The organism is Leifsonia shinshuensis (assembly GCF_013410375.1).
Lineage (GTDB): Bacteria > Actinomycetota > Actinomycetes > Actinomycetales > Microbacteriaceae > Leifsonia > Leifsonia shinshuensis.
The window spans coordinates 2,679,235-2,699,370 of record NZ_JACCFL010000001.1; the positions used below are offsets into that span (position 1 = coordinate 2,679,235).

Annotated in this window: 17 protein-coding genes; 4 read left to right on the plus strand and 13 right to left on the minus strand. The window is 70.4% G+C overall.

Annotated features, from left to right (window positions below; all coding sequences use genetic code 11):
* Positions 1 to 8 precede the first annotated feature (8 nt).
* The 4 genes from HNR13_RS12995 to HNR13_RS13010 are packed head-to-tail and all read right to left on the minus strand — an operon-like array spanning position 9 to position 3,311.
* On the minus strand, positions 9 to 563 hold the full coding sequence (locus HNR13_RS12995; protein ID WP_179606359.1) for a hypothetical protein: 555 nt from the start codon (positions 561 to 563) through the stop codon (positions 9 to 11).
* A 24-nt stretch (positions 564 to 587) separates the two neighbouring features.
* Complete coding sequence (locus HNR13_RS13000) at positions 588 to 1,127, minus strand: hypothetical protein (RefSeq protein WP_179606361.1); 540 nt, start codon at positions 1,125 to 1,127, stop codon at positions 588 to 590.
* Positions 1,127 to 2,983 (minus strand): alpha/beta hydrolase, encoded by a 1,857-nt coding sequence (locus tag HNR13_RS13005; RefSeq protein WP_179606363.1) that lies wholly within the window; start codon positions 2,981 to 2,983, stop codon positions 1,127 to 1,129. Before HNR13_RS13005 ends, HNR13_RS13000 begins: the two co-directional genes overlap by 1 nt.
* A 58-nt stretch (positions 2,984 to 3,041) precedes the next feature.
* Positions 3,042 to 3,311 carry a hypothetical protein gene (locus HNR13_RS13010; RefSeq protein WP_179606365.1) on the minus strand — a complete coding sequence of 90 codons (270 nt, stop codon included), beginning with the start codon at positions 3,309 to 3,311 and terminating at the stop codon, positions 3,042 to 3,044.
* Between the two features lie 245 nt (positions 3,312 to 3,556).
* Between HNR13_RS13010 and HNR13_RS13015 the strand changes: the two genes are divergently transcribed.
* Together HNR13_RS13015 and glgB are read left to right on the plus strand one after the other, a co-directional pair.
* A complete protein-coding gene (locus tag HNR13_RS13015; protein ID WP_343063667.1) occupies positions 3,557 to 5,533 on the plus strand; it encodes an alpha-1,4-glucan--maltose-1-phosphate maltosyltransferase in 1,977 nt (658 codons plus the stop codon).
* Positions 5,530 to 7,737 carry a 1,4-alpha-glucan branching protein GlgB gene (gene glgB, locus HNR13_RS13020; RefSeq protein ID WP_179606368.1) on the plus strand — a complete coding sequence of 736 codons (2,208 nt, stop codon included), beginning with the start codon at positions 5,530 to 5,532 and terminating at the stop codon, positions 7,735 to 7,737. The genes HNR13_RS13015 and glgB overlap by 4 nt, the downstream gene beginning before the upstream one ends.
* A 19-nt stretch (positions 7,738 to 7,756) precedes the next feature.
* Here the strand turns inward: glgB and HNR13_RS13025 are convergent, their stop codons facing one another.
* From HNR13_RS13025 to HNR13_RS13035, 3 genes are all read right to left on the minus strand, one after another.
* The gene (locus HNR13_RS13025) at positions 7,757 to 8,539 is read right to left on the minus strand and encodes an SDR family oxidoreductase (RefSeq protein WP_179606370.1); all 783 of its coding nucleotides are present in this window, start codon (positions 8,537 to 8,539) and stop codon (positions 7,757 to 7,759) included.
* Positions 8,540 to 8,615: 76 nt separating this feature from the next.
* Entirely contained in the window at positions 8,616 to 9,581 is a 966-nt protein-coding gene (locus HNR13_RS13030) for a tetratricopeptide repeat protein (RefSeq protein WP_179606371.1), read from the minus strand.
* Between the two features lie 39 nt (positions 9,582 to 9,620).
* Entirely contained in the window at positions 9,621 to 11,492 is a 1,872-nt protein-coding gene (locus HNR13_RS13035; RefSeq protein ID WP_179606373.1) for a DUF8094 domain-containing protein, read from the minus strand.
* Positions 11,493 to 11,674: 182 nt separating this feature from the next.
* Here HNR13_RS13035 and HNR13_RS13040 point away from each other — a divergent pair, with 182 nt between their 5' ends.
* Both HNR13_RS13040 and HNR13_RS13045 read left to right on the plus strand, forming a co-directional pair.
* A complete protein-coding gene (locus tag HNR13_RS13040) occupies positions 11,675 to 14,935 on the plus strand; it encodes an apolipoprotein A-IV repeat region-like domain-containing protein (RefSeq protein WP_179606375.1) in 3,261 nt (1,086 codons plus the stop codon).
* 38 nt (positions 14,936 to 14,973) lie between these two features.
* A complete protein-coding gene (locus HNR13_RS13045; RefSeq protein ID WP_179606377.1) occupies positions 14,974 to 16,011 on the plus strand; it encodes an AI-2E family transporter in 1,038 nt (345 codons plus the stop codon).
* A 60-nt stretch (positions 16,012 to 16,071) separates the two neighbouring features.
* Here HNR13_RS13045 and HNR13_RS13050 read toward each other — a convergent pair whose 3' ends face one another.
* From HNR13_RS13050 to frr, 6 genes are all read right to left on the minus strand, one after another.
* Positions 16,072 to 16,830 (minus strand): alpha/beta hydrolase, encoded by a 759-nt coding sequence (locus tag HNR13_RS13050; protein WP_382312725.1) that lies wholly within the window; start codon positions 16,828 to 16,830, stop codon positions 16,072 to 16,074.
* 17 nt (positions 16,831 to 16,847) lie between these two features.
* Complete coding sequence (locus HNR13_RS13055; protein WP_179606379.1) at positions 16,848 to 17,147, minus strand: hypothetical protein; 300 nt, start codon at positions 17,145 to 17,147, stop codon at positions 16,848 to 16,850.
* A gap of 68 nt (positions 17,148 to 17,215) precedes the next feature.
* Positions 17,216 to 17,830, minus strand: a complete 615-nt coding sequence (locus HNR13_RS13060; protein WP_343063547.1) for an aggregation-promoting factor C-terminal-like domain-containing protein — start codon at positions 17,828 to 17,830, stop codon at positions 17,216 to 17,218.
* 158 nt (positions 17,831 to 17,988) lie between these two features.
* On the minus strand, positions 17,989 to 18,537 hold the full coding sequence (locus HNR13_RS13065; RefSeq protein ID WP_179606383.1) for a DivIVA domain-containing protein: 549 nt from the start codon (positions 18,535 to 18,537) through the stop codon (positions 17,989 to 17,991).
* A 12-nt stretch (positions 18,538 to 18,549) separates the two neighbouring features.
* Complete coding sequence (locus tag HNR13_RS13070) at positions 18,550 to 19,548, minus strand: phosphatidate cytidylyltransferase (RefSeq protein WP_179606385.1); 999 nt, start codon at positions 19,546 to 19,548, stop codon at positions 18,550 to 18,552.
* Positions 19,549 to 20,103, minus strand: a complete 555-nt coding sequence (frr, locus tag HNR13_RS13075; RefSeq protein ID WP_179606387.1) for a ribosome recycling factor — start codon at positions 20,101 to 20,103, stop codon at positions 19,549 to 19,551.
* Positions 20,104 to 20,136: the final 33 nt, after the last annotated feature.

Sequence of the window (20,136 nt, forward strand, 5' to 3'; positions counted from 1 at the left end):
ATCGTGCGCTACTGCTTGATGACGCATTCGCCTTCCGTTGTGATGCCCATCCCCGTGGTGCTGGCGTTGAAACTCAGGCCAGCACCGAAGGGCAGGTCAACGACGATTTCGGTGAACATCGTTTTGCTGGTTTCGGCCGGCCCGATCTGACGGACCCGATAACCGAGTCCCTTCCAATGCTCCCGAACCTGCTCGATCTTCGCCGTCGGGTCCGCAACCGGGGCAACCTGCTGAAGAAAGATGGCGTACTGGTTGGTGTTGTGCGCCCCACACGGCCCAGAGGACCATCCCGACCGGTCGGTGGGATCGAACACGCCGGGCGGCACACCAGCGTCGAGCCACTCGCCGCCCAGGAGTCGAACCAGGTCGTCCGCATGAGCCAAGGCCTCATCCAACGTCTGGATGTCGGTCTTGGTCGAGAACTCGGCAGGTGGGACGACAGCGCCACCGAAATCGTTGGTTCGACCAACCGGCGCGCACCCGGCTAGGGCGAACGCCAGCATGGTCGCGACGATCACAGCGACGGTGCGGCGACATCGTGTCATCTGGCTTGCCCATTCCATCTCTCAGCGTTTCACGACCCGGTGCTACTGCTTGATGACGCATTCGCCCTCCGTTGTGATGCCCATCCCCGTGGTGCTGGCGTTGAAACTCAGGCCAGCACCGAACGGTAGGTCAACGACGATTTCGGTGAACATCGTTTTGCTGGTTTCGGCCGGCCCGATCTGACGGACCTGGTAACCGAGACGCTTCCAATGCTCCCGAACCTGCTCGATCTTCGCCGTCGGGTCCGCAACCGGGGCAACCTGCTGAAGAAAGATGGCGTACTGGTTGGTGTTGTGCGCCCCACACGGCCCAGAGGACCATCCCGACCGGTCGGTGGGATCGAACACGCCGGGCGGCACACCAGCGTTGAGCCACTCGCCGCCCAGGAGTCGAACCAGATCGTCCGCATGGGCCAAAGCCTCATCCAACGTCTGGACGTCGGTCTTGGTCGAGAACTCGGCAGGTGGGACGATAGCGCCACCGAAATCGTTCATTGTTCCTCCATAAGGGGCGCATCCGGTCACAACGAGCGCCAGCATTGTTACGGCCGTCGCCGCAATGGTTCGACGAATGGATGCCATCAGTCTTTTCCCACATGGGTGCCACCATTAATTTCGCTGTCCAGCCCCAACGCGGCGGCAGCGGTGTTGTTGATGGCTTCCGTGTGCATGTTGAGGTATCCCTGTCCCGCGGTCGCATGCTGGGAGAAGTACCCACCACGGTCGGATCCGTAACCGAGAACGTCATGCCCATCGGTCGGCTTCAACCGATTGGCGGGATCGCCTTCGGACGAGAACACATTCGCACCGAACGACTCATCCCGCGGATCACCCCGCCCGGACCCGGCGCGCCCCCAGTCAGCGATCTGGTCCTGCGAGGACTGCGACGCGTACACCTGCCCGGCACCGCCATCTACTCGCAATGAATCCGCGGTCGGGATGTCCTTCTCAACCCCGGCAGAAGCCAGCAGCACCACCGACTGCGCGTTGTGCGACAGACCGCCGCCGGCGCTCACCGCGTTGGTGACGACGGTGGTCCCATACGAGTGGCCGACCACCGCAGTGAACGGGCTCGGGTTTCCGCCCAGGATCGCCGACGCCGCCCACTGCCCGTCCAACTCCGCGGTCAACCGGACCGCGCCCGCCCGAGCATGATCTCCGTGCAGCACCGTAGGGTCCTGAGTCGGGGGCGCGTACCCGATCCACGCCACCGTCATGTGCGGTACATCACGCTCGAAATACTCCTGCGTTTTCCAGACGTTGACCGCGGCGTTGGTCCACCCGGAGAGAGTGTCGGTCTTCTTGCCCAGCCCGCTGTCCATCCCGGGCACCATCCACGTCACCTTGCCCGACTTCTCCGCGCTGGTGTCCCCGATCGCGACCGCTGCCAAGGGCGGCGCGTGCGTCGAGTTGTACGCCAGCAACCCGCGCGGCGGCAGCTGCTCCTTCGCCAGCCTTTCGTAATTTAGCCCGGGACCGGAGATCCCACCCACGTTGAGCGCCGTGAGGATGTCCTGAATGACGATTCCGCGAGGAGAATTCGGGTCGATACTCGGGTCGTACAGATCCCGCTGGAACTGGATCATGTTCGCGTGAATGCGGGTGTCCGCGTCCAGACCGGGCAGATTCCCGATGATCGAGGGGGCTGACTGAGACCATTGCTCCCGCTGTTCGGGGCTGAGGCTCCTCCACCACGTCGCCACCGCTTCTGCCGGTGGCGGGGTGTTCCAGAACTGCTGAGCCAGCTCCGGGTTGCTGGTCAGAATCCGTTGCACCTCGGCCGGGCTGAGCAGAGCGAGGAGGTTCATCAGCTCGGAGGCGGTCCACGTTCTCAGTGGATCCGGCTTCGCGGCGGAGGCGGCGACGGTCGACGCGACCGTGCGGACGGGCGGGCCCTTGCGGAAAAGCCCTCGGGTTGCCGCGTCGAACTCCTTCAACGCCCGCAGCATGTCCTCCAGCTCGCGGAGCTGCTTCTCCAGGTGGGCAAGCACCAACTCGAGCTGAGAGTTCAGCGCACGCAGCGCTTCGCCGAACATCGGCACCGTGGACACCGCGCTGGCGACAGCGGTGTTCAGGTCGATGATGCGCTCGGTCGCGTCACGCTGGCTCCGGGTCGCCGCGAGCTGCGCGTTCAGCTCGTCCTCTTTCAGCACGCCGTAACGGCTGACCTTCGCGTCCGCCCACGTGTACGTGTCGAGATCGCGCTGGATCGACTCGACCTCGGTTCTGGTGTCGGAGAGGGCGGGCGTGATGACCTGTGCGAACAGCGCATCGACCGCGGAGTAGCCCTGCCCGGACAATTCGCCCGTCGCCAGCGCTGCCAGCAGACCACGGCTCGCACTGTGAGAGTCATCGAGCATGGACAGAGCAGCAGTGAGGTTCGCCGACAGCCCCGCCTTCAACCTGTCCGAGTCACGCGAGTCATAGATCAGCCCCATGCTGCGTAGCCCTCATCGTCACGCTGTCCGTACTCGCGCTGGCGCTCGCCGAGGCCGTTCATGACATCCCGCCCCAGCTGGCTGCGTCCCGGTCATCGCGAGCTTCGATCTCCGCGGCGAGCGCCGTGACCTTGGTGGCCTCGTTTTTCACCCCGGAAATCAACTCCGTGACGTTCTTGAGCGTTTCGTTCGCGGCCCTCGCGCCGTTCAACATGCCGGAGACGTTGCTCGAGTCGATGACCACGTGCTGCCCAGCAGGGGCACCCTGGAGCTTGGTGAATCCCGAGACTGCGTCGTGCGCGGCACCCAGGCTCGAAGAGACCTTCATGCACACTCCGCCGCGACTATGGCGTATCTTTCATCCCACACTCTTCCCTTATATCTCACGCTGGGTCGCCGAAAGTCCACCCGTCGACTGCGAGCGAATGAGTGTACGGTCGGCATGTGGGAAAGAGCGCAGCGACCAAATCATCAGCCGCCGCAGCACCGGAGGCGCCCCCGGCGACCGAGGCGCAGCAAGCGCCGGAAGCGCCGGCACCCGTCGAGTACGATCCGCTGCTTCCGCGCATCCCGATCCTCGGCCTCTCCCCCCAGGTCGACGAGGGCCACTGGGCCGCGTCGGCGTTCAGCGGAGAGGTCGTCCCGTTCCGGGCGACGGCCTTCCGCGAAGGCCACGACCGGATCGGCGTCGACCTGATCCTGCTCGACCCGTCCGGCGTGCAGACCGAGCACCACATGCGGCCGCTCGCGCCGGGCACCGACCGCTGGGGCGTCGAGGTGCAGCTCCAGGAGGAGGGCCTCTGGCGCTACCGCGTGCAGGCCTACGCCGACGAGTACGCGACCTGGCGGCACAACGCGGAGGTCAAGGTCCCCGCGGGGATCGACGTCGAGCTCATGCTGACCATCGGCCGCGAGCTCCTGGAGAAGGCCGCCGCCGACAAGCGCCGCAGCACCGCCGAGCGCCGCCACCTCTCCGAGGCCGCCCGCGTCGTCGCGGACACGGACCGCGGCGTGGACGAGCGCTTCCAGGCCGCGGTCGACGACCGGATCCGCCGCATCCTGACCGAGCGGCCGATCGTCGCGCTCCCGTCCCTGTCCGCCACCCGCGCGATCCTGGTGGAGCGCACCCGCGCCGCGGTCGGCAGCTGGTACGAGTTCTTCCCCCGCTCGGAGGGCGCCAAGCGCCTGCCGGACGGCTCCTGGCAGTCCGGCACCTTCCGCACCGCGGCGAAGCGGCTGCCCGAGGTGGCGGCGATGGGCTTCGACGTGGTCTACCTGCCGCCCATCCATCCGATCGGCCGCACCTTCCGCAAGGGCCCGAACAACACGCTGGAGGCCGGCCCGAACGACCCCGGCTCGCCGTGGGCGATCGGCGGCCCGGAGGGCGGCCACGACGCGATCCACCCCGACCTCGGCACCGAGAAGGACTTCGTCTTCTTCCTCGGCAAGGCCAAGCAGGCCGGGCTGGAGATCGCCCTTGACCTCGCCCTACAGGCCTCCCCCGACCACCCCTGGGTCACGACGCACCCGGAGTGGTTCACCACCCTTCCCGACGGGACGATCGCCTACGCGGAGAACCCGCCGAAGAAGTATCAGGACATCTTTCCGATCAACTTCGACAACGACTACGACGGCCTCCGCGCCGAGGTGCTGCGGATCGTCCGGTACTGGATGTCGCTCGGCGTGCGGATCTTCCGCGTCGACAACCCGCACACCAAGCCGCTGCACTTCTGGGAGTGGCTGATCCACACGGTCAACGAGACCGACCCCGACGTGGTCTTCCTCGCCGAGGCGTTCACCCGGCCCGCGCTGCTGCACACCCTCGCGAAGGCCGGGTTCCAGCAGTCGTACACGTACTTCACCTGGCGCAACACCAAGGAGGAGCTGGAGGAGTTCCTGACCGGGCTCGCGACGGAGACGGCCGACTTCCTGCGGCCGAACCTGTTCGTGAACACCCCGGACATCCTCACCGAGTACCTGCAATTCGGCGGCCCGGCGGCCTTCAAGATCCGCGCCGCGATCGCCGCGACCGGCGCGCCGACCTGGGGCGTCTACTCCGGCTACGAGCTGTACGAGAACGTCGCCCGCCCCGGCGCGGAGGAGTACATCGACAACGAGAAGTACGAGTACCGGCCGCGCGACTACGCCAGGGCCGCGGCGCTCGGCCGCTCGCTCGCGCCCTACCTGACCATGCTCAACCGCGCCCGCGCCGAGCACCCCGCCCTGCGCCAGCTGCGCAACCTGCGGGTGCACCGCAGCGAGGACGAGGCGGTGCTGGTGTACTCCAAGTACCTCGGCGGCGAATTCACCCGCAGCGGGAAGCCGGACGCGGTGCTCGTCGTCGCCAACGTCGACCCGCACTCGGTGCGCGAGACGATGGTCCACCTCGACGTGACGGCGCTCGGCATCGAGCCAGGCGCGCAGTTCGAGGTCCGCGACCTGGTCACCGGCCAGCGCTGGACCTGGGGCGCCGACGCGTACGTCCGCCTCGACGCGTTCACCGAGCCGGTGCACATCCTGACCGTCAAACCGCTGGAGGCCGCACGATGACCCCGATCCCCGAGGGCGCCGCCGCCGTCGACCTGCCCGCACTCGACGACGCCATCCTGCGCGCCGTCGCCACCGGCAGCTACCACGACCCGCACTCCGTGCTCGGGCAGCACCAGGTCGCCGCAGCGGGGGTGGAGGACCCGATCACGGTCATCCGCGCCCTGCGGCCGCTCGCCGAGGCGGTGTTCGCCATCCTCCCGACCGGCGCGCACATCGAGCTCGCGCACCTCGGCCACGGCATCTGGCAGGGCGTCGACATCGTCGGCCCCGGCGCCTACGAGCTGGAGGCGCGCTACACCGGCGGCAGCACCTGGACCACCGACGACCCGTACCGGTTCCTGCCGACCATCGGCGAGCTCGACCTCCACCTGATCCGGGAGGGCAGGCACGAGCAGCTCTGGACCGCGCTCGGTGCGCACGTCCGCGACCTGGGCGGCGTCGTCGGCACCTCGTTCACGGTCTGGGCGCCGCACGCCCGCGCGGTCCGCGTCGTCGGCGACTTCAACGGCTGGGACGGCACCCTGCACGCGATGCGCAACATGGGCGCCTCCGGCGTGTGGGAGCTCTTCGTCCCCGGCCTTGGGCAGGGGGCCATCTACAAGTTCGACCTGCTGGGCGCGAACGGCGAATGGGTCCGCAAGATCGACCCGATGGCGCAGGCCGCCGAGACGCCGCCGAACACCGCCTCCGTCGTCACCGTCAGCCGGCACCAGTGGGAGGACGGCGAGTGGATGACCCGCCGCGCCGCCACCGACCCGCACGCCGGCCCGATGAGCGTCTACGAGCTCCACTTCGGCAGCTGGCGGCCCGGCCTCGGCTACCGCGAGGCCGCCGACCCGCTCATCGACTACCTCGGCGCGCTCGGCTACACCCACGTCGAGTTCCTGCCGCTCGCCGAGCACCCGTTCGGCGGCTCCTGGGGCTACCAGGTGACGGGCTACTACGCCCCGACCAGCCGGTTCGGCTCGCCGGACGACCTCAAGTACCTGATCGACCGGCTGCACCAGGCCGGGATCGGCGTCATCCTCGACTGGGTGCCCGGCCACTTCCCCAAGGACGACTGGGCGCTCGCCCGCTTCGACGGCCAGGCGCTCTACGAGCACTCCGACCCGCGCCGCGGCGAGCACAAGGACTGGGGCACCTACATCTTCGACTACGGCAACTCGCAGGTGCGCAACTTCCTGGTCGCCAACGCCCTGTACTGGCTGGAGGAGTTCCACGTCGACGGCCTCCGGGTCGACGCGGTGGCGTCGATGCTCTACCTCGACTACTCGCGCAACGAGGGCGAGTGGGAGCCGAACATCCACGGCGGCCGCGAGAACCTGGAGGCGATCGGCTTCCTGCAGGAGGTCACCGCGACCTCCTACAAGCGCAACCCCGGCACGGTGATGATCGCCGAGGAGTCCACAAGCTACGCCGGCGTCACCGCGCCGACCTCGTCGGGCGGCCTCGGCTTCGGGCTCAAGTGGAACATGGGCTGGATGCACGACGCGCTCCAGTACATCCAGGAGAACCCGATGTGGCGCAGCTACCACCACAGCGAGATCACGTTCTCCTTCGTCTACGCCTGGAGCGAGAACTTCCTGCTGCCGATCAGTCACGACGAGGTCGTCCACGGCAAGGGCTCGCTGATCGGCAAGATGCCGGGCGACCACTGGCAGCAGCTGGCGAACGTGCGCGCGTTCCTGTCCTTCATGTGGGCGCACCCGGGCAAGCAGCTGCTGTTCATGGGCCAGGAGTTCGGGCAGTACTCGGAGTGGAGCGAGGAGCGCGGCCTGGACTGGTGGATCCTCGACCAGCCGAGCCACCGCGGCCTCTGGAACCTGGTCGCCCAGCTGAACGCGGTATACCGCGACAACCCGCAGCTCTGGGCGCTCGACAACGACCCGGCCGGCTTCGAGTGGCTGGACGGCTCGGACGCGGCGGGCAACGTGCTCGCCTTCCTGCGCAAGGACCGCGACGGCTCGCCCCTCGCTGTGCTGCTCAACTTCTCCGGCAACCCGCACAGCGGCTACCGGGTGGGGCTGCCGTTCGCCGGTGAGTGGGAGGAACTGCTCAACACCGACGCCGAGACCTTCGGCGGCTCGGGCGTCGGCAACTTCGGCGCGGTGCAGGCGCTCGACGAGCCCTGGATGGGCCGGCCGGCCTCCGCCGTGCTGACGCTGCCGCCGCTCGGGGCGCTGTACCTCCGGCCGCGACGCTGACCGAGCGGCCGGCAATGCGTCAGAGCGCGCGGAGCCACGCCGCGTAGCCGGTGCCGTCGACGGCGTGCTCCGGAGCGAGGTGATGGCCGGCTCGCCACGTCGAGCCGAGCGGGCCGGTCAGCCGCACCGAGAAGATCGGCCGGCGGGTGCCGCTGGCGTCCTTCCACTGCCGGGCGAGCGAGCGGGCGCTCTCCACCCGGGGACCGCCGATCGTACGGATCGAGCCCGGCTCGCCCGCGCCCTCGGCCGCGTCGAGCAGCACGCGGGCGACGTCGGTCACGTCGATCGGCTGGAAGCGGGTGCCGGACGGGGCCGTCAGCATCCCGACCCGGCGGCCGCGCTCGAACACGGAGGTCACGAAGTCGTGGAACTGCGTCGCGCGGACGACCCTGACCTCCAGCGGCGAGTCCAGATAGGTGGCCTCCTGCAGCAGCTTCGACCGGTAGTACGGGTAGCGCGACCCGTCGATGCCCGCGATGGACAGCAGCACCGCCCGGCCGACGCCGTAGCGGGCGGCGGTGTGCAGCAGGTTGCGGGAGCCGTGCGCGAAGACGTGCGAGGCACGCCTGCCGTCGGCGTTGCTCGCGTCGATGAGCACGTCGACGCCGTCGACGGCCTCCTCCAGGCCGGCGCCGGTCACGAGGTCGGCCGTGACGTAGGCGGCGCCCTCGATGTAGCCGGGGGCGTCGTCGTCGGGGATGCGCCGCGCGGCGACCACGACCTGGTGGCCGCGCGAGACGGCCTCAGCGGTGACGGCGCGACCGGCGAGACCGGTCCCACCGACGACGAGCACACGGGACATGCGTGAGCCTTCCGGGCGGAGTGGGGGTGTCAGCCGCTCCGGTCCGACGCTTCCGGAGAACGGCCGGGAACCCGCGTCAGTAGAGCAGCGACGCCAGCCTAGCCCTGGCCTTGACGACGCGGGGGTCGTCCACGCCGACGATCTCGAAGTACTCGAGGATGCGCGCGCGCACGGCTTCCTTGCCCTCCGCGTCCAGCGTCGGGAACAGCGAGAGCAGGCGGTCGAAGGCGTCGTCCACGTGCCCGCCGGACAGATCCAGGTCGGCCACCGCGAGCTGCGCGTCGAGGTCGCCGGGCGCCGACGCCGCGGCGTTGCGGATCTCGTCCAGCGTGCGGCCGGCCAGCCGGGCCAGCAGGCTGACCTGCGCGAGGCCGGCGATCGCCATCTGGTCGCGCGGGTCCTGCGCGATCGCGGTCTTGTAGGCGGTGATGGCGCCGGGATAGTCGCCGCGGTCGATCGCGTCGTAGGCCTCCGCATGCAGCGGAGGCAGCGGCGGCTCCGGCGCGGGCTCATCGCCCTCGCCCGCCGGGGTCTCCCCAGCGGCGGCGTCGACGAGCGCCGATCCGGTGACGCCGTTCTGCGCGGCGAGCTCCAGCAGCTGGGCGAACACGTCGCGCACCTGCTCCTCGGGAAGGGCGCCGGAGAACAACTGCACGGGCCGGCCCGCGACGATGCCCGCCACCGCGGGCGCCGACTGCGCCTGGAATGCCTGCACGAGCTGCGGGTTCGCGTCGACGTCGACCTGCACGAGCACGATCCGCCCGCCGAGGTCGGTGGTCACCCGGTCGAGCACTGTGGCCAGCTGCCGGTCGGGGTCGGCCCAGGAGGCGGTCAGCGCGACCACGACGGGGATCCGCATCGACAGGTCGATGAAGTCGTTGAAGTTGGCGTCCGTGCCCTGGAAGAACAGGCTGGGCAGCTCGATCGGCTCGCCCTGGGCCGCACCGGCCGGCTCGCCCTGACCCGGCTGGGGCCGGTTGACGAGGCCGCTCAGGTCCACGGCGCCGCGGAGATTGGTCGGGTTCGGCGGAAGCTGACTCATGGGTTCCAGCCTACTGCCCGGCCCGGCGCGGAGCGCGGCCTACTGCACTTCGCGGGCGGAGACGAGACCCTGGGCGAATCCGAGCAGGCGCACCTTCTCGTTCGACCCGGCCGGCGGCACGTAGAACGCGAGCTGGTAGCCGTAGACCGACTCCAGGCCCGTGTTCGACTGCGCGACGCCGCTCAGCGCCGCTGTCGTGGCGCCCGCGATCACCTGGGCTCCCGCCTCGGTGACCTTGTGGAGCTGCACCTCCTCCGGGTTCACCCAGACGATGGCGCCGGAGTCGTTGGTCGCCATCGAGAGGACGGGGCCGGCGCCGACCCGGCTGGAGAAGGTCAGCGACGAGGTGTTGCCGAACTGCTGCGCCAGGCGCGCCTGCTCCTGCTGCTTCCACGAGGCGCCGACCTGCGCGACGAGCTTGTCGTCGGTGAGGTCGAAGCTCGGGTACCACTTGCTCTTGTCACCGTTCAGCAGGATGTCGCCGTAGGCGGCGGCCACCTGGTCCGGCTGGACCTTGAGCAGCTTCGAGTCGGGCGGGACCGCCGCGGCGCCGATGCTCGCCGGCGCAAGGTTCGGCACCTTCACGTTCGGCTCGAGGGCGATCGCGTACTCCACCAGGTAGTTGTCGCGCGGAGTCTTCTGCACCAGGGCCAGCGCGAGCGGGGCCTGCGCCTTGCCGTTGGCGTCGTTCGGCATCTTGACGACGGCGGTCACGGTGCGCGGCCAGCTGTCGGTCGCCTGCGGGAGGGACAGCTCGAGCGGTCCGGCCGGGATGGCGGGGAGCGGGGGCTGGTCGGCCTTCTTGACCCGGATGGCGTAGTTGGCGTCGCGCAGCTGCAGCGCGGGGCCGGTGAAGCGGAGCTTGGCGAGGTCGCCGTCGTTCTTCGCGTCGGCGTTGGCCGCCGCCACCGAGATGCGCTTGACGATGCGCTCCAGCTGCGGGACCGTCACCGCGGGCGCCGGCGAGTTGCCGGTGTTGGAGGCGCCGGTCGCGGTGGGCGTCGGGGTCGGGGTCGACGTGTCGGCGAAGGCCGCGCCGGCGCCGGTCCCGGTCAGGGCGAGCACGCCGGCCAGGATCGCGGGGGCCATCACCCGGGTCCGCCTGGTCGAGCGGCGGCCGCGCGGGGTCGCCTCGAGCGACGCGGTGGGCTTGTACTTGGGGGCTTTGGGGAGCTTCGGCATCTTGGGTCCGCTCTTGCGCCGTGGCCCGCGCGACTTGCGGTGGGTGTAGAGCCCCCACAGGTAGAGCGCGATGCCGATCACCAGGAGCACGAGACCGCCGATGATGAGCGGGAACGCCCACGGCGTGCTGGTGTCGACCGGCCAGGTCAAGAGGATCTTGTTGGGGGCGGGGGTGGTCCCGTCGCCGGAGACGATGACGCTCACGCCGGACGGGACGTTCATCTTGGTGACCTGCGCGTCCTGGCCGTCGAACTCCTCGAGCCAGAGGTCGGAGCCGGCCGGGTTGGGCCCGGCGGTCGCCGCCGGCGCCGAGCCGGATGGCGCGGAAGTCGCGGGCGTCGCGGTCGGAGCGGGCGTCGCAGTCGAGCCGGAGCCGCTGCCGGAGTCGGCGGCCTTCGGCGTCACGGTCTTCACCGACACATCGCCGGTGGCCGCGCGGTAGCCGACGGTGACGTACTGCTGGTCGTCGAGCCACGCCTTCACGTCGGCCGTGCGACCGTAGGCGACCATCTGCGTCTTGGCGTCCTTCGATCCCGAGACCGACAGCGTCTGCTGCCCGGGATGGGCGTTCAGCACCGCGCTGTCGATCACGACGTAGTGGGTGCCGCCGGGGACGGTCGCCGAGGCGGTGACCTGGGACGGGGGTGCGAAGATCGTGCGCTGGGCGATGCCGGCGACGATCATGACGGCAGCGACCACGAACGCGACGATGGCCAGTACGAAACGCAAACAGACTCCTCAGTGCCGGACGGGGGGCGGGCACAGTCACACAACGATAATGGAGCACCCTGAGAGGCATCTAACCGTTGTCTGCACGGTCACGCAGTCCCCCATGCGGGTACGGCCCTCGAAATGTAAGATCGATGCGGCGCGCGCGCTGCTCGCTCACTCGATCCCCCAGGAGTAACACGGTGGCCACCGACGATTCCAACTTCACCCAGGTCTTTCGCGGGTACGACAAGGACGAGGTCGACCAGGCCATCCAGGAGCTCCGCCGGGAGCTGATCAAGTCCAACACCCAGTCGGCGGACCAGGCCAAGGAACTCAAGCGCCTCCAGCTGCGCATCGACGAGCTGAACGCGGAGATCGAGGAGGTCGGCAGCCCCACCTACTCCGGCCTCGGCACCAAGCTCGAGAACACCCTCCGCGTCGCGGAGGAGCAGTCCACCCGGCTCATCGCGCAGGCCGACATCGACGCGGAGAAGCTGCGCTCCGGGGTCGCGGCCGAGGTCGAGAAGATCAAGAGGACGGCCGCGCAGCAGGCCGAGCGCACCCTCGCCGACGCCCAGGCGCGCGCGACGACCGCGCTCGAGGACGCCCAGATCGAGTCCAGCGAGCTGCTCGCCCGCACCCGCGCCGACAAGGAGACCCTGCTCACCGACGCCATGCGCGAGGCCGCCGCCATCCGCGGCGCCGTCGCGACGGAGGCCGCGGAGCTGCGCGCGACAAGCAAGCGCGAGGCGTCGGCGGTCCGCGCGGAGGCCGACAGGGAGGCCGCGGAGCTCAAGGCCGTCGCCCTGCGCGAGGCCGAGGCCGCCCGCACCGAGGCCGCCGAGCTCGACCGGACCATCGCCGCGCGCCGCGCGGAGCTCGAGAACGCGCTCGCCGACGACCGCGCCGCGTTCGAGCGCGAGGCCGCGCAGACCCGGCTGGAGCTCGACAAGCGCGTCGCCGAGACCGCCAACCGGCTGGCAGCCGAGGAGACCGAGGCGCGCAACGCCCTCGCCGCCGAGCTGGCGCAGGCGCGCGCCGAGCTCGCCGACGAGGTCGAGCAGCAGCGCGCGACGCTCGCCGCCCTGGCCGCGCAGACCCGCGCCGACCTCGACCACGAAGTCACCACGGCACGGCAGGCGCTCGCCGCCGACGTCGAGCAGACGACGACCTCCCTCGCCGCGGAGGTCGAGCAGACCAGAAGCGCCCTCGCCGCCGAGGTCGAGCAGACCAAGGCCAGGCTCGCGGACGAGGTCACCTCGACCACCTCCGCGCTGGCGGACGAGGTCGCCCGGACCAAGACAGAGCTCGCCGACGAGGTCGCCAGGACGAAGGCCGCACTCGCCGACGAGGTCACCAGCACGAAGGCCGCGCTGGAGACCGAGGTCACCACCACGCGCTCGGCGCTGGAGACCGACGTCACCACCACGCGCTCCGCGCTGGCCGAGGAGGTCGAGCGGACCAAGAAGGAGCTGGCGGACGAGGTCCTGCAGACCCGCACCACCCTCGAGCGCGAGACCACGGAGACCCGGAGCGCCCTCGAGGCCGACCGCACGTCGACCGCCGCCCAGCTCGCCGCCGACCGCGAGCGCACGGCGAACGAGCTCGCCGCTGAGGTCGAGACCACGCGCGCCCGCGTCGCCGCCCTGCGCGAGCGGACGGCGGCCGAGCTCGCCGCCGAGGTCGCGAACACGCGCGCCGACCTCGCAGCGGAGGTGGAGACCGCGCGTGCCGAGCTGGCGACCGAGGTCGACACGACCCGCGCCCAGTTGGCGAAGGAGGTCTCCAGCACGAAGTCCGCCCTGGCGAAGGAGGTCGACTCCACGAAGTCCGCCCTCGCCAAGGAGGTCGACTCCACGAAGTCCGCCCTCGCCAAGGAGGTCGAGACCACCAAGTCCGCCCTCGCCAAGGAGGTCGAGACCACCCGGGCCGCGCTGGCCGCCGAGGTCGAGACCGCGCGCGCCGAGCTGGCCGAGGAGGTCGACTCCACGAAGGCGGCCCTGGCCGAGGAGGTCGACACCACCAAGGCCGACCTCGCCGAGGAGGTCGAGACCACCCGGGCCGCGCTCGCGGACGAGGTCGCGACGACGCAGGCCGCCCTCGCCACGGAGGTCGAGACCACCCGCGCCGGCCTTGCTGCCGACGCCGAGCGGCAGCGCCGCGAGCTGGAGGCCGAGGCCGCCGAGCTCCGCGCCGAGCTGGCCGCCGAGGTCGGCGAGGCCCGCACCGCCCTCACCGAGGAGCTCGCGAGCGAGCGCAGCGCCCTCGCCGCCGAGGTCACCAGCACGCGCGCCCAGCTCGCCGCCGACGTCGACAGGACCGCCGCGCAGCTCGCCGCGGAGAAGGAGCAGACCATCTCCGCCCTGGAGACCCAGGTCGTCACCACCAGGGCGGCCCTGGCCGCCGAGGTCGAGCAGACCAAGACGGCGCTGGCCGCGGAGGTGGAGCAGACCACGTCCGCCCTGGAGACCGAGGTCACCACCACGAAATCGGCGCTCGCCGCCGAGGTCGAGCAGACCACGTCCGCCCTGGAGACCGAGGTCACCACCACGAAATCGGCGCTCGCCGCCGAGGTCGAGCAGACCAAGTCCGCCCTCGCCGCCGAGGCCGAAGAGACCCGCTCGCGGCTCGCGGACGAGACCGAGCAGACCCGCAGCACGCTCGCCGCCGATGTGAAGCGCACCACGGCGGACCTCGCGGACCAGCGCGCCCGCACGGCGCAGGAGCTCAAGAACGACCGCGAGCAGCAGCGCCTCGAGCTCCAGCGCGAGGCGGATCAGACGCGGGTGACGCTGGCCGAGGAGACGGAGCGCGCCCGGGTCGCTCTCGACGCCGAGACCGCGAAGGCCCGCGCGGAGATCGCCCGCGAGTCGGCGGAGGCCACCGCGGCGCTCGAGGCCGAGCTCGCCGAGCGGCAGGCCGCCTTCGACCAGGAGGCCGCGACCGCGCGCGCCGCCCTGGACGCCGAGCTGGTCGCCCTGCGCACCTCCACCCTGGAGGAGCTCGACAAGCGCACCCGCGAAGTCGAGCAGGCGCGCATCGACCTCGACGTGGAGCTCCGCGCCCGCCGCGACGAGGCGGAGAAGGAGTACCTGGCCCGCCACCAGGAAGCCGTGGCCCAGACCCAGAAGTACCTGGACGAGGCCAACCTCCAGCTCGCGGACGCCGTCAAGCGCACCGCGCAGGCGCGGACCGAGGCCGAGACCTTCGACACCGAGGCGCGCGAGACGGTCAAGTCCGCGCGCAAGGAGGCCGAGAAGGTCGCCGCCGACATCGTCCGCGAGGCGCAGGAGCGGGCGGACGCCCTGGTCGAGGAGGCCGAGGAGCGCACGCAACGCCTGGTCGCCGACGCGGAAGACCGCCTGTCCCAGATTAGGATTGAGCGCGAAGCTGTGGCCGGATACTTCGAGAACCTGCGGGGAATGCTCCAGCAGGCCGATACGGTCTCAGCGGACGACTGAGCTCCGCCCCGACGGGCGGACCGCCGGAGGGGGACTGAGTGAAGATCCAGAACGCGTTCCGAGTCGGCTTGATCGGCACCCTCGGCGTCGGTCTCGGCGTTCTGATCCTGACCTCCATCGTCAGCCTCGCCACGATCATCACCTACATCGGCGCCGCGCTGTTCCTCGCGCTCGGCATCGAGCCGCTCATCTCCTTCCTGGAGCGCCGCAAGTTCCCGCGCTGGGCGGCCCTGGTGGTCACGCTCGTCGTCATCATCGGCGCCTTCGTCGGCCTGATCTGGGCCATCGTGCCCGTCGCGGTCGGCCAGGCCACGCAGCTGGTCCAGAACTCGATCAACTGGGTGAACAACGGCGGCGCCGAGAAGTGGTTCCTCAGCCTCCAGCACCAGTTCCCGACGATCGTCAACCAGCAGAACATCGACGCGGTCACCCAGTGGCTGCAGAAGAACCTGCCGGACATCACCTCCAAGGTCCTGCAGACGGGCATCGGCATCGTGCAGGGCGCCTTCGGCGTGATCATCGTCGTGATCCTGACGATCTACTTCACCGCGTCGCTGCCGAGCATCAAGCGGGCGGCCTACCAGCTGGTGCCGGCCTCCAAGCGCTCCCGCTTCGCCGACCTGGGCGACCAGATCACCGACTCGGTCGGCAAGTACGTCGGCGGCCAGGTGTCGCTGGCGCTCGTCAACGGCGTGCTCTCCGCGATCTTCCTGACGATCATCGGCGCGAAGTTCCCCATCCTGCTCGCGTCGATCGCGTTCTTCTTCTCGCTGATCCCGCTGGTGGGCACGATCACCGGCTCGGTCATCATCGTCGCGGTCTGCTTCTTCTCGGGGCCGCCGACGGCGATCGCCGCCGCGATCTACTACATCGTCTACATGCAGGTGGAGGCCTACGTGCTGAGCCCGCGCATCATGAACCGCGCGGTGTCGGTGCCGGGCGCGCTGGTCGTGGTGGCGGCCCTCGCCGGCGGCACGCTGCTCGGGATCCTCGGCGCGCTGGTCGCCATCCCGTTCGCCGCGGCGATCCTGCTCATCATCAAGCAGGTCGTCATCCCGCGGCAGAACGAGCTCTGAGCGCGGCCGGCCGCCTCTGAGTGCCCGGCCGACCCTGACTGCCCGGCCGACGTCGACGGCTCAGGCGGGCGGCCACTGCGTCGGCAGCGGCGCCGCGGCGGGGTTCAGGCGCTCGACGATCTCGTCCAGCACCCGGCGGGTCTGGTTCTCCCCCACCCACAGGTGCTTGCCGCCCTCGACGTCCACCAGTTCGATCTGCGGCAGCGGGCGGAACCGCTCGGCCGCCTCGGCCGGCTGCAGGTAATCGTCGTGCTCGGGGATGAGCGCGACGATCGGCCGGTGGTCCCCCGCCCAGGCGGCCAGGTGCTCCGGCTTGGCCCGGTGCAGGGGCGGCGACAGCAGGATGATGCCGTCGACCGGGCACTCCCTGCCGTACATCAGCGCCAGCTCGGTGCCGAACGACCAGCCCAGCAGCCACGGGTGCGGGAGGCCGCGCTCGGCGACGAACGCCATCGCCGCCTCCACGTCGTACCGCTCGTCGACGCCGTGGCCGAACTCGCCCTCGCTCCGCCCGCGCGGCGACGCGGTCCCGCGGGTGTTGAACCGGAGCACGGCGATGTCCGCCAGCGCGGGCAGCCGGCCGGCGGCCTTGCGCAGGATGTGCGAGTCCATGAACCCGCCGCCGGTCGGCAGCGGGTGCAGCGTGACCAGGGTGGCGACCGGCTCGCGGTCGAGCGGGGAGGCAAGCTCGCCGACGAGGGTGAGACCGTCGCGCGTGCGCAGCTCGATGTCCTCGCGCCGCGCGGGCAGCTCGATGCCGCCGCGGATCTCGACCGGTCCTGGGGTCACTGCGCTGTCCGTCACTCCACCGTCGGTCACCGGACCGCCTCCTTCACTCACGCGATCCTCCAGCAAGAGGTGTGCCAGTGCCTGCGCGCGGCCAGGTCGGCCGCGTCGCCCATCACGCCGTCCGCACGCCACGCGACCAGGTGGGCGACGCCCGGCCCGATCTCACGGCCGCAGCCGGGACACACGTAGCTCTTCTGCGCCTGCACGGCCGACACCGGCTGGACGTTCCATTCGACGCCCCTGCGGACCTCGACGCGGCGCCAGCCGGCGAGGAGGCGGTCGAAGCCGTCCTGCTCCTCGTCGCGCTGCTCGCCGGGACGGCGGCGGGGACGATTGCTGCGGGGCACCGCTCCAGTCTATGCAGGCCGCGGACCCGCGCTCGGCGCGCGCACGGCGCGTACGGGGACTCCCGGGCTCAGTACCAGCCCTGCGCCTGCGACTGCGCCCAGGCGCCGCACGGGTTGGTGTAGCGGCCCGCGATGTAGCCGAGGCCCCACGAGATCTGCACCGACGCGTCGGTCTGCCAGCCCGGGCCCATCTTGCTGCCGGGGAGGGCCTGCGGGATGCCGTAGGCGCCGCTCGGGTTGGACGCGTTCACGCGCCAGCCGGACTCCTTGTTCCACAGCGAAACCAGGCAGCTGTACTGGTCGTCGCCCCAGCCGCGGGCGTGCACCATCTGGTAGGCGATCGCCTTGGCGGTGCCCGGGTCCGGGATCGGGGCCGACGGGGCGCTCGCGCCGCCCGAGGACGACGACGACGACTTGGTCGGCGTGGGCGTCGGGGTCGGCGTGGGCGTCGGCTTGAGCTTGACGCCGACCGCGTCGCGCGTGACGGCGGTCTCGGACGCGTCCGGAGCGGTCAGGCTCTGCACGGGGACGGCGCCGTAGCGGGAGGTCTGCTGGATGTTCTGCAGCGATTCGGCGTACGCCGGCGTGGCCGCGGAGCCCGAGTACGGGTCGACGACGTTCACCAAGGCGAAGCCGACGGCCGCCGTGAAGGCGAACCCCCAGATGACTGCTCGCGACCGCACATGCGGCCGTCGCGAACGACGGAATGCGACTCCGACCGGGTTGGCAGGGGTCAGCGGAACGAGCTCTGCTGCATCTTGTCTACCCACGATCACAGAACCATAACCAAGATTTCACCAGTTTCCAAGGCGGGACACCCGTTGTCAGGCAACGGCCAGGGTCAGCGGACCGCCAGCATCACGTCCGTGACGCTGTCCAGGAGGAGGTCCACCTGGGCCTCACGGTACCCCCCTCGCTGCTCACGGAAAGTCACCGTGCGGACTTCGTCGACACTCATCGGCCGGCCGTCCTGGAAGTACTTCACGAGCCTTCCGGCGAACCGGTCGACATCCTGGCGGTTGTAGCCCAGGGTCAGGACGCTGACGCGCTGGAAGCGGTGGCCGATGGGCCGTTCCAGCCGGTCGAGGATCGCCTGCGCCGTCGTGCGCGCGTCCTCGAGCCAGGCCGAGTCGCGTCCGACGCCGCGCGCGGCGTCGCGCTCGCGGGCGGCGAAGGCGTCCTCCAGGCGCTCCAGGGCCGCATCCACATGCGAGGTCGAGTAACCGCCCTTCGTCATCGAGAAGGCCGTGTGGCGGATGTCGGAGGCGGACAGCGTTCCGGGGGTGGACGGGTCGGAGTCGTACGCGCGACGGGCGGTCACGAGGAACTCGTCGACCTGCTCCACGTCGTAACCTGGCTTCGACTTGGGGCTCCGGGGAAAGGTGCTCACCAGGCCATTGTGTCAGGAGAAGATGAGGAACAGCACGTAGGTGGCCGCCGCGGAGGGCAGGATCGAGTCCAGCCGGTCCAGGAAGCCGCCGTGCCCCGGCAGCCAGGAGCTCATGTCCTTGATGCCCAGGTCGCGCTTGATCAGCGACTCCACCAGGTCGCCCGCGGTCGCGGTCAGCAGGGCGACGACGCCGAACACGACGCCGAACCACCACGGCTGCCCGATCATGAACAGCGAGATCAGGACGCCTGCGACGATCGCCGCCACGGCGGCGCCGGCGAAGCCCTCCCAGGTCTTCTTGGGGCTGATGGTCGGAGCCATCGGGTGCCGTCCCCAGGACAGCCCGCTCGCATAGGCGCCGGTGTCGACCGCCACCACGACGATGAGGAACCCGAGCACCCACCACTCGCCGCCGTTCTCGGCCAGCAGCAGGATGGCGAACGAGCCGAGCAGCGTCACGTACATCTGCACGAGGACGCCCCACGCCAGGTCGCGCGCGAGCGACACTCCCCCGGCGCGCCGTGCCGGCAGCGCCGCCTCCTCCACGAGCCGCCAGACGACGACCAGGAGGATGCCGGCCGCCAGGGCGACCAGCTGACCGCCCGCGTGGAACCAGAACGTCGCGGGGACGATCGCGAGCGCCGCGATCAGCGTGGGAACGCGCGGCACCCGGCGCCCCGCCTGCCGGAACGCCTGGGTCAGCTCGAAGGCGGCGAAGCCGATCATTCCCGCGCCGAAGACGAGGAACAGCTCCTTGATGAAGATCAGGCTCAGCACCAGGAGCGCGCCGGCCACCAGGCCGATCAGGATGGCCAGGATCAGGTTGCGGCCCGTCCGTGCCTCGATGCGCTCGTTCGTGGCGTCCAGCTGCGCCTTGCGCGCGAGCACCTGCCGCTCGAAGTCGGCACGGGTCGCCTGCACCTGCGCGCGCAGCTCAGCGCGCGTCGCGGACTTCCCCCGTCTGCCCGACGCCGGCGTGCGTGGCGCGCCGGGGCTGCTCCCCTCGCTCATCTAGACCTCGAGGAGCTCGGCTTCCTTGCGCTTGAGGGCCTCGTCGACGGCGTCGACGTTCGTGCGCGTGATCGCCTCGAGCTCCTTCTCGCCGCGGGCCACCTCGTCGTCGCCGACCTCGCCCTTGAGCGCGTCCAGGTCGTCCTTCGCCTTGCGGCGGATGTTGCGGATCGCGACCTTGGCGTCCTCGCCCTTGCCTCGGACGATCTTGACGAACTCCTTGCGGCGGTCCTCGGTCAGCTCGGGGAGCGTGACGCGGACGATCTCGCCGTCGTTGCCGACGTTCGCCGACAGGTTCGGCATGTTGACGATCGCCTTCTCGATGTCCTTGAGGGCGGACTTGTCGTAGGGCGTCACGAGCAGGACCCTGGCCTCCGGGTTCTGGAGGCCGGCGAGCTGGGCCAGCGGGGTCGGCGAGCCGTAGTAGTCCACGAGCACCTTCTGGAAGAGGGCCGGGTTCGCACGCCCCGCGCTCACCGTGCCGAAGTCGTCCCGGGCCGCGTCCACGGTCTTGGCCATGCGCTGGCGGGCGTCGGAAATCACATCGGCGATCACGGTTTCTCCTTCAGATCGGTGGGTCGGTGTCTA

Excerpts from the sequence above, each read along its gene's own strand:
- HNR13_RS13030 (WP_179606371.1), bottom strand. The coding sequence starts at position 9,581 with ATGAGTCAGCTTCCGCCGAACCCGACCAATCTCCGCGGCGCCGTGGAC.
- HNR13_RS13005 (WP_179606363.1), bottom strand. The coding sequence starts at position 2,983 with ATGGGGCTGATCTATGACTCGCGTGACTCGGACAGGTTGAAGGCGGGG.
- HNR13_RS13010 (WP_179606365.1), bottom strand. The coding sequence starts at position 3,311 with ATGAAGGTCTCTTCGAGCCTGGGTGCCGCGCACGACGCAGTCTCGGGA.
- HNR13_RS12995 (WP_179606359.1), bottom strand. The coding sequence starts at position 563 with ATGGAATGGGCAAGCCAGATGACACGATGTCGCCGCACCGTCGCTGTG.
- glgB (WP_179606368.1), top strand. The coding sequence starts at position 5,530 with ATGACCCCGATCCCCGAGGGCGCCGCCGCCGTCGACCTGCCCGCACTC.
- HNR13_RS13000 (WP_179606361.1), bottom strand. The coding sequence starts at position 1,127 with ATGGCATCCATTCGTCGAACCATTGCGGCGACGGCCGTAACAATGCTG.
- HNR13_RS13025 (WP_179606370.1), bottom strand. The coding sequence starts at position 8,539 with ATGTCCCGTGTGCTCGTCGTCGGTGGGACCGGTCTCGCCGGTCGCGCC.
- HNR13_RS13070 (WP_179606385.1), bottom strand. The coding sequence starts at position 19,548 with ATGAGCGAGGGGAGCAGCCCCGGCGCGCCACGCACGCCGGCGTCGGGC.